This is a genomic window from Staphylococcus edaphicus, from assembly GCF_002614725.1.
Taxonomy (GTDB): domain Bacteria; phylum Bacillota; class Bacilli; order Staphylococcales; family Staphylococcaceae; genus Staphylococcus; species Staphylococcus edaphicus.
In genome coordinates this window covers 45,483-61,256 of sequence record NZ_MRZN01000013.1, presented here as the reverse complement: position 1 = coordinate 61,256, position 15,774 = coordinate 45,483, and the positions used below count along the sequence as shown (strand labels likewise).

Below are 15,774 nucleotides of genomic sequence, written 5' to 3'. Positions count from 1 at the left end.
GTAACGCACTTTATTTTTACTTTTTATTATTTTGACTGACAATTATCTAAATATGTTGTGATAATCTTACCATATCTTTTAATTGTTGACCTTTAACCATAATGGGCGCTTCATAATTTCTCACAAAAAAATCTTTGTCGATTGATATCATTCTAAACCCACATGCCTGATATAACATAAGTTGTTCTACACCAAGGCTACCAGTACCGATTTCTATCGTGTGAAATCTTTCTGACTTTGCATAGTTGATTGCAAATTTAAGCAATTGCTTTCCATAACCTTGGTGTTGATTTAGTTCATCTACTGCAATATTCACAATTTCTATTGTTTTTGGTCTCGTTTCAATCAACGCAATAATACCAATGATTACTTCACGTTTAATATAAACGAAGCAAATGCTTCTATCTATATATGATTTAATCAATGTTTCAGATGGATCTGCCAATAAGAGTAATTTCATTGGTAATTCATCTTTATTAATTAACTGTCTAATCACTGTTAATCCCTCCGAAATTGTTTTAAGCGCACTTTACATAATTTCCACTTAATCACTTTGAAATGCGATCACGTTAAATGTTGTTTAAAATAGCTACTCGGACTGCAACCATAAAATGTTTTAAACCTTCTATAAAAGTTAGAATAATCGGTAAAACCACATTGCATTGCAACTTGTTGTGGATTGTGACCATTTTTTAACATTCTTTGTGCATTTTGAAGACGTTTATGCAATAAATATCGATACGGCGGATAACCGACTAAACGTGTAAAATGTTGTGTTATTTTATAACGACTGACAAAAAATTTCTTCTCAAGATCCTCTAATGAGATTGGATCGGCGTAATGTAATTCCATATAATCTAATACTTGTCGTACGAGTTGTGCTTCTGGATCATCATCTGTTCGTGTTTCATTTTCAATAGACACTCTATTTAATAATATAAAAAATTGAGTTAATATCGCTTCTTCTGCCAATACTTTTCCGAATTTTTGACTATCTTGTTCATTTAATAATCCTTGCAATAAATAGTATAATTCTCTTTTTTGTGATTCAGAGCATTGTAATAAATTTTTGAATTTCGAAGATTGCGTATTAAAACATTGCGCTAAATCAATCGTATTTTTAGATAATCTTTCTAGTAATTGCGCATCAAAACGCAAACCGATGCGTTCTGCATGTCCATCCATTTGTTCATTTAATTGATGAAATTCATATGGAGCGATGATAAGCATTGAACCAACATCTAGTTGATATTTTCTGCCTTCAATTGTATAAAGCAAGTCCCCAGATAATGAAAAAAATATTTCATAGTGATCGTGATAGTGTAATTCATTCCCAAAATGGCCATCACTTATTTTATGCCAAGCTGTGTATTCTCCCTCAAATGGTAGCGAAATCGAGTCAAATTTAAATTTCAGTTCTTTTTCTTCTAGCAATCAGAATCCCTCCAACTCAAAAAACAATCTTTTTTCAAGTTTTTACAATGTTGTTAATTTTCACATAAATTATAATTATATTATACCACTTATAGAAATTAATTATGAAAGGATGATTTCTGTTGACCAAACCTCAAATTGGTGTACAAATGATGATGCTTAAACAGAAAGTAGAAGAAGAAGGAATCTATACAGTTTTACAAAAATTAAATGATTTGGGATACAATGCGGTAGAAGTTTCACAAATTGAAATGACAACACATCATATTGCTGAAATGCAAAGAGCTATTAATGACTTCGGAATAAATATTGCTTCTATGTCTTGTGGTGTTGAAGATATATCAGACGAACAAAAATATCCTGGAGACACCTTACAAAATGATTTTGAAAAAATTGTGTCAGATTGTAAAGCCGTAGATTGTACGATATTAAGAATTGGTATGTTACCAATGAATTATATGGGTTCTAAGGAAAAGACTTTGAATTTTGCCAAAATCTGTGATGAGTATGCGACACGGTTGAAAGAAGAAGGCATTGACCTTTATTATCATGCACATAATTTAGAATTTGTCCGTTATGAAGGACAATTTATGTTGGATTTAATGCGAGATCACACAAAACACTTAGGTTTTGAATTAGATGTGCATTGGATATGGCGTGCTGGTTTAAATCCAATTGAAGTTATACCTAATTATGCAAATAGAATTCGTGCAATTCACCTCAAAGACTACCGAGTTGGTGAAATTGATATGAATCAGTATCCTGGAGAAGGTCATGAAAAACTCTATTATATGCTACATATGATTACACAATTCGCTGAACTGGGTGAAGGTACATTACCATTGAAAGAAATTATAGATGTAGGCAGAAAAAGTGGCAGTGAGTATTTCTTTGTAGAACAGGATGAATTATATGGCGCTGACCCTTATGACTGTCTTACTACGAGTCGGGATCATTTATTAACGTTAGGTTATAAAAGTTGGTTTTAATATATAGTTTGCAGTGGAATATCTTATACAACGATTTGGAAACGTTTACAAATCGAGAATCTATATTATAAAGGAGGAAAGCTTTTGTTAAAAAATATTGCAATCTCAGGATTTTCTGATGAAATATCATCTGATTTAGAAACACAGTTACAAACAGTCCATGACCTAGGTATGCATTTTATCTCTTTACGCGGCATCGATGGCGAAAACATCGGTAAATTTACGGTAGAGAAAATCAGAACAGATGTCTTACCAAAATTAAGAAAATGGAACATTCAAGTTTCATCAATTGGATCACCTATAGGTAAAATTTATATTCAAGATGAAGTGGCTTTTAATGAACAATTAGCTACATTAAAAACAATGTGTGAAATTGCAAATGAACTGAAATGTAAATATATAAGAATTTTCAGCTTTTATATTCCAAAAGATGAACATTTTGACGATTACGAAACAGATGTCATTTCTAAATTAAAGCAATTTACAGAAATAGCAGAACAACATAATATAATTTTATTACATGAAAATGAAAAAGATATTTTTGGTGATTTGGCACGTCGTTGTAAGGTCATTCTTGATAAAGTAGGTTCAGAAAATTTCAGAGCTATCTTTGACTTTGCTAATTTTGTGCAATGTGGTGAAGATACACAAATGAGTTATGAACTCTTATTGCCTTATATTGAATACATACACATTAAAGATGCTGTTTATGAAGATAGTATCAATGTTGTGTGTGGTACGGGCGATGGCCAAATAGAGTCTATTCTAACACAAGCAATTAATGGAGGTTATCAAGGTTTCTTAACTTTAGAACCACACCTTGTCGTTTTTGATGCTATCAAAGATTTGGAATTAGAACATGCAACAGAAACAATTCAAAATACTGCTGCCAAAAATGGTGCAGAGGGCTATCAAATGCAATATGAAGCACTTTTAGATATTTTGAAAAATATTGAGCAAAAGGAGAATATGTGATGAACAAAGTTCGTTTAGGTATTATCGGATTAGGCGCACAAGGCGGAACTTATGCAGCTTTTATTAATGAGGGTAAAGTAGCAAACTTAGAAATTGGTGCAATTTGTGATATTGATCCAGAGAAAAAAACACTTGCTGCTGAAAAATATCCTAACGTACCATTTTATGAACATTATATTGATTTGTTGGAAAGCGGAGATGTTGATGCTATCGTAACAACAGTTCCACACTATTTACACACTGAAATTGGAAAAGAAGCCTTGTCTAGAGATATTCATGCACTATTGGAAAAACCAGGCGATATTTACGCAGAAAAAGTAAAAGAAATTAGTGATTTAGCCGCTTCAAAACCTGAATTAACATTTGGTATATTTTTCAATCAACGAACAAATCCACTTTATCAAAAAGTAAAATCATTAATCGACGATGGCGAAATAGGTGAAATTCGTCGTACAAACTGGATTATAACTACATGGTGGCGCCCACAAGCGTATTATGATCAAAGTTCGTGGAGAGCAACATGGCAAGGAGAAGGTGGTGGTGTATTAGTAAACCAAGCCCCTCATCAAATTGATTTACTGCAATGGCTTTGTGGTTTACCTGAAAAAGTCTATGCAAATGTAAAATATGGTTATCAAAGAGACTTAAACGTCGATGATGATGTGACTACTGTACTAGATTATGGTAATGGAGCAACAGGTGTATTTATTACATGTACACATGACATCATTGGCACAGATCGCTTAGAAATCACTGGTGATAAAGGGAAAATTTTAGTTGAGGATAGTAAAAAAATTACATTAAAACGCTTAAATAAATCAGAAACAGAAATGAATCAAACAATGACTTGGGAACAAGTAGCTGAGCTATTCAAAGGGAATGGTATGGGCGAAATATATAATGAAGAATCGTTTGAATTTGAAAGCGTTTGGGGCGAACAACATATTAATGTCTTAGAAAACTTTACAGCCAATATCTTAGATGGCACGCCACTCATTGCACCTGGTAGCGATGGTATCAATGGCGTAAACTTTGTTAATGCAATGTATCTATCTAGTTGGTTAGGTGAAGCCGTTTCGCTTCCTGTAGACCCTGAAGTATTTAAAGCTGCCTTACAAGAAAAAATCAATTCGGAAATAAATTAGGTCAAAACATGCAATCATTGGAGATGGTCAAATGCTTAATGTAGGTTTAGTTGGACTAGGGGATATCTCAAAAGTTCATATACAAGCGATTCAAAACAGCTCTATGGCTCAATTAGTAGCTATTTGTGATAAAAATGAATTGTTGGGCAAAGGCATGCCACATGTGAATTATTATCATGATTTGGATAAGATGATAGGTTCTGAAACATTGGACTGTGTCCATATATGTTTACCACATTATTTACACGTTTCAGCTACAAAAACATGTGTAGAAAATGGTATTAACGTCTTACAAGAGAAACCATTAGCTATAAATGCAAAAGAAGGGCTTGAACTTGTAAAACTTCAACATAAACATCCAAACGTTAAAATTGGTATATGTTTCCAAAATAGATACAATGATACTTTTCAAACATTGCAAAAAGTTGTCGAAAGTAAGACTTACGGAGAAGTGATTGGTGTAAAAGGATTAGTTACGTGGTTTAGACCTGAATCTTACTATAAAGACAAACCGTGGCGCGGTAAAATGTCAACTGCAGGCGGCGGGGTCCTAATTAATCAATCCATCCATACGCTTGATTTGATGCAAGTATTATGTGGGAAAATCGCATCAATTAAGGGAACTGTATCACAATTATTAGATTACGATATTGAAGTTGAAGATACTGCTTCAGCACATATCAAGTTTGACAATAAAGCAAATGGCATGTTCTTTGCTACAAATGCAAATTTCGGAAATTCAACTGTTGAATTACAAATTATTTTTGAAAATGAAAAGTTTACGATCAAAGATAATATACTTACCCGAGTAAATGAAGATGGTTATAAAGTAAAAATTGCGGAAGATGAAAAAATGACTAGTAGCAAAACTTATTATGGACCGAGTCACAGAAAATTAATTAATGCGTTTTATACATGCATTAATAATGACAGTGACCAATATATTCATCCAAAAGATGCACTTCCTTCGATTGCTATGATTGATGCCATCCAAAAATCATCAGAATCAAATCAAACTGTTCAATTTAATAACATTTAGTATATCAAGCAATAAAAACTGATCGTATCGTTTTAAGTACGATTAGTTTTTATTATTTATTAATAACTTTTACTAGACAGATTAATAAATAAAACATTTAATTGATATTTCAATCATACTTCAATACACTGAGTATAATATGATAGAAAAGAGGTTGTTTGTATGAAAAATATTCCTAAAGTGATATTGGATTTAGCTGTTTCTTTAGACGGATTTATTGAAGGACCAAATGGAGAGATAGATTGGTGTATCATGGATCCTGAAATGAATTTTAATAATTTTTTAAATCAAATCGATGCTATTATATATGGTCGTAAAAGCTATGACCTTTGGGGAACATACGCACCTAATGACGCTGAATCAGATAATGACGATAAAATGATGTGGCAAAACATTCACAGCAAAAATAAATATGTGTTTACGCATCAAACATATTCCAATAACAGTAACACACAATTTATTAATCCTATAGATATAGTTGCTACGATCAACGAAATCAAATCATATCACCAAAAGGATATTTGGTTATATGGCGGCGCTCGTATTATTACCTCACTTATCAAACACAATCTCATTGATGAATATCGCTTATCAGTACATCCTGTTATTTTAGGTAAAGGAAAACCACTTTTCGAAAATATTTCTGAAAGACTTAATCTATCTCACACACAAACTCACACTTATAAAAGTGGTGTTGTGCAATTAATTTATAGTAAACAAACATACTAAGAAGGGAAGCGTACGTGTGAGTATAGCAGTTAATGTAAAAAATGTTTCTTTAAAAATTAATAACAAAGCAATAGTTGATAATCTGTCTGTTGAGATACCGAAAAATTCTATAACGTTAATCAGTGGTGCTAATGGTATAGGAAAGAGTATTACTTTAAAATTAATAGCAAAATTAATTCACCCCAGCAAAGGAAACATTCAAGTTAATGGTCGTATTTGCTATGCTCCCGATAAATTTCCTGACAATTTAAACATCAAAGTCCATACGTTTTTAGAGACAATACAAAACTTAAATAAAGACAATGGACTAAATTGGAAATATTATAGTAAATTATTCAATTTAACTTCATTTGAAAAAGATAAATTAAATCAACTGTCAAAAGGAATCCTTCAAAAAATTAATATTATTCAAGCACTTTTAAAAAATGGAGATATATTAATCTTTGATGAACCATTTTCTGGTTTAGATAAACTAGCAATCAATCGATTTATTATTTTGTTAAAAGATTTATCAAAGTCAAAAACGATTATTTTAACTTCTCATGAAAATGATAGCTTTCAATCGTTTATAACTCACGAAGTCAATCTACAAAATGGAAATTTCACAAATAATCATACAAAACCTTTATTGAAATCTATTACTGTGTTAAGAACCGAAACTACACCGAATACTTTCCCTACTACAGTAGAACAAAAAGTTTATAACAAAAATATCATTAATAATAATTCGATAAAATTATATATAGCGCGTTCTGATACTAATAACATATTGAGTGACTTAATTAAGCATAATTTCAAAATACTAGAAGTAAAGGACGAATAACATGTTACTTACATTTTTGAAGTATGAAAATTTAAAATTTATTAAATCTTTTCAATTTGTTGCACCTGTATTTTTATATTTAATGTGGGTGATTGGTATTTATATATACACTGATATACCTATTTTATCTAGTTATGGCTCAACTTCAGTAGGTTTGTATCTTATTTCAACATGGATTACTATTGTGATATTCAAAGATGATTCTATTAATGAAAGACATATATTTTATATTCAGCTGTCTTCAAAAATTAAATACTTATTATTGAAAATGATATACATACATTTCATTAGCTTAATATTACTTACTATTGCTTTACTTTATCCAATATTAATTGGGAGTTTCGATAAACCTATGACAATCAACCTATTTTTAATAGGGTTCACTACTCACTTTCTTATGGGAAATTTCGGTATTTTATTAGGAAGCTATGTAGCAAACACGGGGCTTTTTTACAAATCTTACTGGTGGTTGATTACTATTTTATTTTTAATAGTCTCAATGATTAAATCTCAATTAGTGGAGGTTTCACCATTTTTAAAATGGATTTTATGGATTTTACCTCCTATTAATAATTTATTATCTAGTTTAACAGAAGATTCATTGGTGATTAATAATACCAATTTTCTCACAATAGTTTTACTATCATTCACATACATATCAATAGCTTATTATTTTTTAACTATCTTATATAAAAAATAATAAGCTAGACCATCTGAAGTTGATGGTCTAGTTTTTATTATTTGCATAAGGCTTGTCAATCAGAAACATAGATTTTGGGCTTTATAATAATAAACTATTTATGCTATATATACAAAAAGTTCTATAATGGCCAAAATTAAAAAGACTAAAAAGACTATACCGTATATATTATTCTTTTTAACACTTTTATCGTTAGCTTTTTTTTGCTTAGCTTTACTATTTAAATTGAAAAAGAAAGTAATGCCAGAATACACTGCAATAAGTACCGTTATTCCAAATACAACCCATATACTAGTCATCTTATACCTCCTATATTAATTTGTTATATTCTACGTGTAAGAAATGTTTTAATATCCTATATACCTATAGTAATACATATTTCCAAAAGGTCCAATGTATAATCTTGAAATTTCATAAAATGGACTTTACTGACAAACTTCATCGTATAAATCATATTGAAAATGCGTTATAATAAATTGAAAAGTGATAAATAAAGGGGTTAATTTAATGAATGGTCTAAGAAGTGTAACAACAGGGACAGATAATTTAGAAAAAACTAAAACTTTATTTAAAGACATACTTGGATTAAATGTTGCTGATAAAGGCAATGCGTTACGTTTTGGCGATGCTGAACTAAGTTCTGGTACCCGTATTCATTTTGTAGAAATTCCAAAGTACCAAAATAATGATAATCATATTGAATCTATTGGACTAAGAATTCCAAGTGATGAAGGTCTAGATGAATATATAAGCATTTTGAATCATCATCAAATTGAACATAGTGACATTACAGATTTAAATGGGCATAAATATTTTGAATTTAAAGATCATAATAATCAATCCTTCAATATTTATTCAAACGAACATAATATTGGGGCGCCATTAGGTATGCCTACATTTGATAGTACTGTTAACCCACTACATCAAATACAAGGATTGGGTCCTGTGTTACTTAAGGTCAACGAATTATTATTAACACAATCAATATTAGTTAAAGTCTTCGGTTTAACACACTTTGCTGAATATGCACCACATCCAGATGCTGATTATAAAGTACAAGTATTTCGCGTTGGAGAAGGCGGTTTAGGTGGAGAATTGCATTTATTTGCGTCCTCTGATGAAATTAAAATGCCAGAACATGGAATCGTTGAACAAATTGAATTTGCTACCGAATCTAAAAAGCAATTCCAAAACGCTTTACAGCAATTAGAATCCATTGGCATTCCTTATCAATCATTAGACCAAGATGGTGAAAAATCCCTTAGAATAAGTGAGAAAAGTGGTATCACTTTCATATTAACTTTAGAAATCAAAGCATAAGTGGAGGTATAAATATGTTACATGAAACATGGAAAAGCAATACACCTAAAAAGAAAATTGAAGTCGTACATACAGATGCACAAAAATTCACGGTATCTGATATGCTAACTGTCGGTAAGCAATATGATGTTATCAACGAAACCGAAGAATATTATCAAATTATAGATAACTCTGGTCTTGTCGGTGGTTATTATAAAGACTATTTTAAAGAAGTTTAAACTTAGCGCAACACGCACAGCTTCATATGCATGTGTATCAATATTTCTTTCCAAATAAGACTAGGGCAAATGAATGGTTATGTATTCGTGCCCCAGTCTATTTTTAGTGATGTGACAACTTACTATCCAATACATTTAACAAAGGAGATGCTATCACAATGTCGAATACGAATTATATTAATAAAGATGAAACTGTATTTAATGATGCCCAGTCATTAATGAGCCTTAATAAAAACATATTACTAAAAGGGCCAACAGGTTCAGGGAAAACAAAATTAGCTGAAACGCTAAGTGAAACTATGAATAGACCCATGCATCAAATTAATTGTTCTGTTGATTTAGATGCCGAAAGCTTACTTGGATTTAAAACGATTCAAACCAATGAAAATGGTACACAAGAAATTGTCTTTATTGATGGACCAGTTATTAAAGCGATGAAAGAGGGCCATATACTTTATATTGATGAGATTAATATGGCGAAACCTGAAACCTTACCTATCCTAAATGGCGTATTAGATTATCGTAGAAAATTGACGAATCCATTTACAGGCGAAGTTGTAAACGCTGCACCTGGATTTAACGTAATTGCCGCAATTAACGTTGGTTATATTGGCACATTACCTATGAATGAAGCATTAAAAAACCGTTTCGTCGTTATCCAAGTGGACTATATTGATGGTGATATTTTAAGTGATGTGATTAAGCAACAAAGTCAATTAAACAATCACAAAATGATACAGAAAATCATTAAATTCAACGAAGATCTGCGTACAATGACAAAACAAGGTCAAATTTCCGAAGAAGCTGCAAGTATTAGAGCATTAATTGATCTTAGTGATTTAGCTACAATCATGCCAATTGAACGTGCGATACAACGTACAATCATTGACAAATTAGAAGATGAGCGTGAACAACAAGCCATTTTAAATGCAGTAGAATTAAACTTTTAGTGAGGGATAATGATGAGTGATCGTTTTATAAAATTTAATGACGAACAACTAGACGCTAAGCAAGTAATGATGCTTCAAGATTTAGCTCGACTTTTATTAAAAAATGATCAAACACAGGTAAAAATACAAAAGTTTCCTTATTATGACCCTATCAATAACACATTAATTACCAGTTCATTTTGGTCTCACAGAGATAGGAAAGTAGAAACGACCGGATTAAAAACGGATGTTATGCTTGCCGCCTATGGCTATCAATTGATGGATGAACAGATTGTCAATGAAGTTATACACAATCAAACATTTCAACATCCAAAATTTTTCCAACAGGTATTCAAATTACTTGAAGATCAACGCATTTTAAATACGATTGCTAGACAACGCCCATCAACTCAGTCCTCTATACAAATGCGCAATGAGATAAGGTTAAATTATACGAAAACACAAATAAATGTATACAAGACAAAAACTACTTTTACTGATTTGTTATTTTTATATTTAGAAGCTTCTTTTATAACAGAAAATTTCTATGATATTCCTCAAATCCATCCTCATATTGATGATATTTTAATCAATATGTATATGTATTTACCTAATTTCTTCTATAATCAGACATCTGAAGATAATATGTATTTAGCAGAAAGAATCATGTATCAAATTGATGATATTTTAAAAGAGGATATGTTAAATGAGTATTATCATTTACCTAAAAAAGTATATGAAGCTATAGAAACACTTAAACTCGATGATTTAACAAGAACAGACGCTAGTAATTCAGATGGTAAATCAGATGAACAAAATGATGATAACTCAGTTAGTGAAGACATAGAATCTAACTATCAAGATAGTGCTTCTCAAGGTGGCGCATATTTAGAAATGGAATTACATGAAGGTGAAAATAGTGATGTTATGGGAGACAACGATACTGCTCGTGAAGGCGATGCAAGTGATGATATGACTGACATGCAAACGAAGAAAGGTAAAGGATCAGCCAATCATCATGACGAGGATGAAGGTGGATCAGTTGGTCATAATCAAGCTTTTGCATTAAAAGGTATCAATGAAAACGTTGAAATTAAATGGCATATTCCTGACATTGAACCCTCCTATATACAAACATATAAAAATGTAGAATCAGATGTTCAATTTGAAACAAAAGATCTAATTCAAATCATTCAAAAGACTATAGATAGAGAGCATGTAGATGAACGTCATAATTTAGCTAAAGGAAGACTGCAAAAGAATTTATTGAATTGGTTTATTGATGATCAGTATAAATTGTTTTATAAGAAGCAAGATTTAAGCCAGTCGTTTGATGCTACTTTCACTTTATTAGTAGATGCCTCAGCAAGTATGCAAGATAAAATGGAAGAAACAATTAAAGGCGTAGTATTATTTCATGAAACGTTAAAATCATTAAATGTCAAACATGAAATATTAGCGTTTAATGAAGATGCATTTGATGCAGATGAAACTAACCAACCTAATATCATTGATGAAATCATTTCTTATGACCATTCTATGTTAGAAAAAGAAGGTCCTAGAATAATGGCACTTGAGCCACAAGATGATAATAGAGATGGCGTTGCTATCAGAGTTGGAAGTGAGCGTTTAATGCGCCGCTCTCATAACCAAAGATTTCTAATTGTATTTTCAGATGGTGAACCTTCTGCATATAATTATAGTCAAGATGGTATTCTTGATACCTATGAAGCGGTGGAAATGGCTCGAAAAATGGGAATCGAAGTATTTAATGTCTTTCTAAGCCAAGAAGCAATTACAGAGGATATCGAACAAACCATTCATAATATTTATGGACAATACGCATTATTTGTAGAAGGTGTTGAAAATTTACCTGCACAGTTATCACCATTACTGAAAAAATTATTGTTAAAATCCTTTTAATTAATTGGAAAGTTATATTTAGCTTTTATATTTTTAAATATTCTGAAATTTATATAGACGGTATCTAATTAAACGTGATAGAATGGATAATATTATTTTATTGGTTAGAAGGAGAACGACATATGAATAAAAATACATGGATTATAGGTTTCACATTATTTGCAATGTTTTTTGGTGCAGGAAACCTTATTTTTCCACCAAATTTAGGCTTCGATAGTGGACAGTATTTCTGGCCATCCATCTTAGCATTTGCTTTAACAGGCATTGGCTTACCTTTATTAGGCGTTATCGTAGGTGCATTGGATAAGCAAGGTTATATTGGCTCTTTAAATAAGATTTCACCTAAATTTTCAATAGCATTCCTAATCATTATCTATCTTACAATAGGGCCGCTATTTGCAATTCCACGTACTGCGTCGACTTCATTTGAAATGACAGTTACACCTATTGCAAATACAAATAGTAGTCTGGCATTATTTATTTTTACAGTAATTTATTTCTTAATTGTATTATATTTATGTATCAACCCCGGTAAAATGGTTGACCGCATTGGTTCATTATTGACACCTTTGCTGTTAATTACAATTTTAGCAATGATTATTAAAGGTTTTGTCGATTACGGTAGTAACTCACATAGTCAAGCAGCAGACGTGTTCACATCTAATTTCAGTGGATTTTCACAAGGCTTTACGAACGGCTATTTAACAATGGATGCTATTGCAGCCATTGCATTTTCAATGATTGTGGTGAATGCCGTTAAAGCAACGGGTATCACACATGCGAATCAGATATTCAAACAAACATTGATGGCAGGTATTATTGCAGCCGTAGCACTTATGTTTATCTATATATCTTTAGGATTTATTGGTAATCATATGGCAGTACCACATGAAAAGATTGAGAGCCTGACAGCTAATGATCAAAACATTGGTACATATTTATTAACAACAATGGCAAGTGTAGGGTTTGGCACTTTCGGTAAATATTTATTGGGTATTATTGTTGCGCTTGCCTGTCTAACTACAGCATGTGGTTTAGTGGTGGCTGTGTCACAATATTTCCATAGAATTTTCCCGAGAATTTCTTACAAAATTTATGTTATTATCTTTACATTAATCAGTTTCATCTTAGCCAACCAAGGTTTAAATTCAGTCATTACGATGTCTGTACCTGTATTAAGCATTGTCTATCCTATTGCCATTACGGCAGTATTACTCATATTATTGGCACGCTTTATACCTACAAAACCAATTGCACAGCAGATACCAGTAGCCATCGTTTCTATTGTATCTATCCTAAGTGTTATTCATACTCAAGGATGGGTTAAGATGAACTTTATCGATAGTTTGCCATTAAAAGCATACTCATTAGAATGGTTCCCTATAGCTGTCATTACAACAATTATCGGTTATATTATGGCTACAATGGTTAAAAATCAAAAACCAATTATTTATGAAAAAGAGTAATATGATAAAAGATTTGCCTGAGCTTAGCTCAGGCATAAACCCCACTAACTCAATAAATTGAGAAGTGGGGTTAGAGGATTACTTGAGCTTAGCTCATGCATAAGTCCCACTAACTCAATAAATTGAGAAGTGGGTCTATAGAGGTAGGGACGAATCAATGATGTCCTAGCCTCTTTTTATTATTTATAAAGCTATTATTAAATTTTAAAAAGTTATTAGATTAAACAATTTTAAAAGTCCAATTGATTAGTTTTCAAAAGTAAGCTATACTCTTTACTTCAAGTGTTTCGTCTTGAATAAACTTTTTATTATATTTTTAAAATTATAAATCGTTTAAGCAATGAGAACTCGAAAATAGAGGAGTCGAATTATATTAAATATTCACATTGGAAAGAAAAATTAGATTGGCCAGTATTCATAATAAGTGGTGGTATTCTCATCTTATTTGTATTGATGTCGTCGATATTCACAAACACCACATCAGCATTAGTTCAAAAAGGATTTCAGCTTTCAATTACATATTTTGGTGCATTTTGGCAAGTATTATTGTTAGCTACATTTGCCATTGGTGCATTTTTAGCTTTTTCCAAATATGGACGTGTAAGGTTAGGCAATGCATCTAAACCTGAAATGGGCTATTTTAGATGGGCAGCTATAGTAATCACATCTGGATTAGGCGCTGGTGCAATATTTTGGGCAGCGGCAGAGCCAATGTATTATTTCATAGATGTACCACCGACCATGGATTCTGACATAAAAAATAGCAGTCCGCAAGCAGTACCTGCAGCTATGGCGCAAAGCTTTACCTCATGGGGATTCACAGCATGGGCTGTATACGGAGCTGTCAGTGGTATCATTATCATGTATGCACACTATAATAAAAATATGAAAATGCGTCCACGTACACTGTTGTATCCAATTTTTGGAAGTAAAATTGAAAAAAATAAAATCGGATGGATGATTGATGTATTTTGTATATTAGGTGCCGTTGCAGGTACAATTGGCACAATTGGTTTCTTTGGATTTCAATTTAGCTACTGGTTACATAGTATATTTGGTATTCCTGATAATATTATTACACAAGTTTTATCCGTTGCTGGTTTAATGGTCATTGTTACCATTTCAGCGACCACAGGCATTGATAAAGGCATACAGTTTTTAAGTAAACTTAATGTATGGCTAGCGTTAGCACTTGCAGCATTTATTCTATTATTAGGACCTGGCCGTTTTATTATTGATACATTTATTTCATCTTATGGTGTATATCTTACCCATTTTTTAGAAATAAGCACGTTTAGAGGAAATGATAAATGGGCCGGAGCTTGGATGTTATTTTTCTTTGGTTGGTTTATAGGTTATGGTCCCTTAATGGGCATGTTAGTTGCGCGAGTTTCAAAAGGGCGTACAATCAGAGAAATATTTTTACTCGTTTCCATAGTAGCAGCAGTTGTATCTCACTTATGGTTCTCAATACTTGGGGGTAGTGGGTTATTTTACGAAACGAAAGATAGTGGGGCGATTAGTAATCCTTTAGCTGATAACGGCCTTCCAGCTGCTGTTATATAAATTGCATCCCATTTACCATTAGGTACCACATTAGTCATCGTCTTATTATTGTTAACACTGATATTTGTCATCACAACCGCTGATACTATGTCATTTTCAATATCGATGTCCGTTACTGGTGAGGGAGATCCACCGAAAATGATTAGACTTTTCTGGGTTATTATCATGGGAGTTATCTCTATTATCTTAATCAATATTGGAGAAGGTAGCATTGACGCAATACAATCTTTCATCATTATCACTGCTGTACCCATATCAATCATTATGTTACCAACAATTTGGACAGCACCTAAAATTGCTCATAAATTAGCTATTGAACAAAACATAACTACTGATAAAAAGAACATGCATACTAAGGATAATATCTTAGAAGAAAAATCATCAGAAAATCATCACTAAATATGTCATCAAATATTGACAGTCATCTATTATGATGCCTTCTTTGCGAAAAGCACTTGTCGAAGATTACAGTATAAGGCTATAGCCGTGAGATGTATACTTATAAACTGTCGACAGTT

Annotated in this window: 15 protein-coding genes and 1 pseudogene; 13 read left to right on the top strand and 3 right to left on the bottom strand. The window is 31.9% G+C overall.

The window, feature by feature from the left end; translation table 11 throughout:
- Window positions 1–46: 46 nt before the first annotated feature.
- Both BTJ66_RS08740 and BTJ66_RS08735 read right to left on the bottom strand, forming a co-directional pair.
- On the bottom strand, window positions 47–496 hold the full coding sequence (locus BTJ66_RS08740; protein ID WP_238597615.1) for a GNAT family N-acetyltransferase: 450 nt from the start codon (window positions 494–496) through the stop codon (window positions 47–49).
- A gap of 68 nt (window positions 497–564) precedes the next feature.
- Window positions 565–1,434: an AraC family transcriptional regulator gene (locus BTJ66_RS08735; protein WP_099090584.1), complete on the bottom strand. Its 870-nt coding sequence runs from the start codon at window positions 1,432–1,434 to the stop codon at window positions 565–567.
- A gap of 122 nt (window positions 1,435–1,556) precedes the next feature.
- Here BTJ66_RS08735 and BTJ66_RS08730 point away from each other — a divergent pair, with 122 nt between their 5' ends.
- The 7 genes from BTJ66_RS08730 to BTJ66_RS08700 all read left to right on the top strand — a co-directional run bounded on the left by BTJ66_RS08730 (window position 1,557) and on the right by BTJ66_RS08700 (window position 7,834).
- Window positions 1,557–2,423, top strand: a complete 867-nt coding sequence (locus BTJ66_RS08730) for a sugar phosphate isomerase/epimerase family protein (protein WP_099090583.1) — start codon at window positions 1,557–1,559, stop codon at window positions 2,421–2,423.
- Window positions 2,424–2,507: 84 nt separating this feature from the next.
- On the top strand, window positions 2,508–3,398 hold the full coding sequence (locus BTJ66_RS08725; protein WP_099090582.1) for a sugar phosphate isomerase/epimerase family protein: 891 nt from the start codon (window positions 2,508–2,510) through the stop codon (window positions 3,396–3,398).
- Entirely contained in the window at window positions 3,398–4,543 is a 1,146-nt protein-coding gene (locus BTJ66_RS08720; RefSeq protein ID WP_099090581.1) for a Gfo/Idh/MocA family protein, read from the top strand. The genes BTJ66_RS08725 and BTJ66_RS08720 overlap by 1 nt, the downstream gene beginning before the upstream one ends.
- Before the next feature lie 31 nt (window positions 4,544–4,574).
- Window positions 4,575–5,582, top strand: coding sequence for a Gfo/Idh/MocA family protein (locus BTJ66_RS08715; protein WP_099090580.1), 1,008 nt, complete (start codon window positions 4,575–4,577; stop codon window positions 5,580–5,582).
- Between the two features lie 162 nt (window positions 5,583–5,744).
- Window positions 5,745–6,311, top strand: coding sequence for a dihydrofolate reductase family protein (locus tag BTJ66_RS08710; RefSeq protein WP_099090579.1), 567 nt, complete (start codon window positions 5,745–5,747; stop codon window positions 6,309–6,311).
- Window positions 6,312–6,327: 16 nt separating this feature from the next.
- Window positions 6,328–7,134: an ATP-binding cassette domain-containing protein gene (locus BTJ66_RS08705; protein ID WP_099090578.1), complete on the top strand. Its 807-nt coding sequence runs from the start codon at window positions 6,328–6,330 to the stop codon at window positions 7,132–7,134.
- Between the two features lies 1 nt (window position 7,135).
- Window positions 7,136–7,834 (top strand): ABC transporter permease, encoded by a 699-nt coding sequence (locus BTJ66_RS08700; protein WP_099090577.1) that lies wholly within the window; start codon window positions 7,136–7,138, stop codon window positions 7,832–7,834.
- A 98-nt stretch (window positions 7,835–7,932) separates the two neighbouring features.
- On the opposite strand, the gene BTJ66_RS08695 is transcribed toward BTJ66_RS08700, so the two are convergent.
- Complete coding sequence (locus BTJ66_RS08695; RefSeq protein ID WP_099090576.1) at window positions 7,933–8,133, bottom strand: Mid2-like cell wall stress sensor domain protein; 201 nt, start codon at window positions 8,131–8,133, stop codon at window positions 7,933–7,935.
- Between the two features lie 208 nt (window positions 8,134–8,341).
- On the opposite strand from BTJ66_RS08695, the gene BTJ66_RS08690 reads away from it, so the two are divergent.
- The 6 genes and pseudogenes from BTJ66_RS08690 (at window position 8,342) to BTJ66_RS08665 (ending at window position 15,655) form a co-directional block, all read left to right on the top strand.
- The gene (locus tag BTJ66_RS08690; RefSeq protein ID WP_099090575.1) at window positions 8,342–9,154 is read left to right on the top strand and encodes a VOC family protein; all 813 of its coding nucleotides are present in this window, start codon (window positions 8,342–8,344) and stop codon (window positions 9,152–9,154) included.
- 14 nt (window positions 9,155–9,168) lie between these two features.
- Window positions 9,169–9,372: a DUF6501 family protein gene (locus BTJ66_RS08685; RefSeq protein ID WP_099090574.1), complete on the top strand. Its 204-nt coding sequence runs from the start codon at window positions 9,169–9,171 to the stop codon at window positions 9,370–9,372.
- A 158-nt stretch (window positions 9,373–9,530) separates the two neighbouring features.
- Window positions 9,531–10,322: an ATP-binding protein gene (locus tag BTJ66_RS08680; protein ID WP_099090573.1), complete on the top strand. Its 792-nt coding sequence runs from the start codon at window positions 9,531–9,533 to the stop codon at window positions 10,320–10,322.
- A gap of 12 nt (window positions 10,323–10,334) precedes the next feature.
- The gene (locus BTJ66_RS08675) at window positions 10,335–12,224 is read left to right on the top strand and encodes a vWA domain-containing protein (RefSeq protein ID WP_099090572.1); all 1,890 of its coding nucleotides are present in this window, start codon (window positions 10,335–10,337) and stop codon (window positions 12,222–12,224) included.
- A gap of 122 nt (window positions 12,225–12,346) precedes the next feature.
- Window positions 12,347–13,690, top strand: coding sequence for a branched-chain amino acid-like transporter carrier protein BrnQ3 (gene brnQ3, locus BTJ66_RS08670; protein ID WP_099090571.1), 1,344 nt, complete (start codon window positions 12,347–12,349; stop codon window positions 13,688–13,690).
- 372 nt (window positions 13,691–14,062) lie between these two features.
- A pseudogene (locus BTJ66_RS08665) lies at window positions 14,063–15,655 on the top strand (BCCT family transporter).
- Window positions 15,656–15,774: the final 119 nt, after the last annotated feature.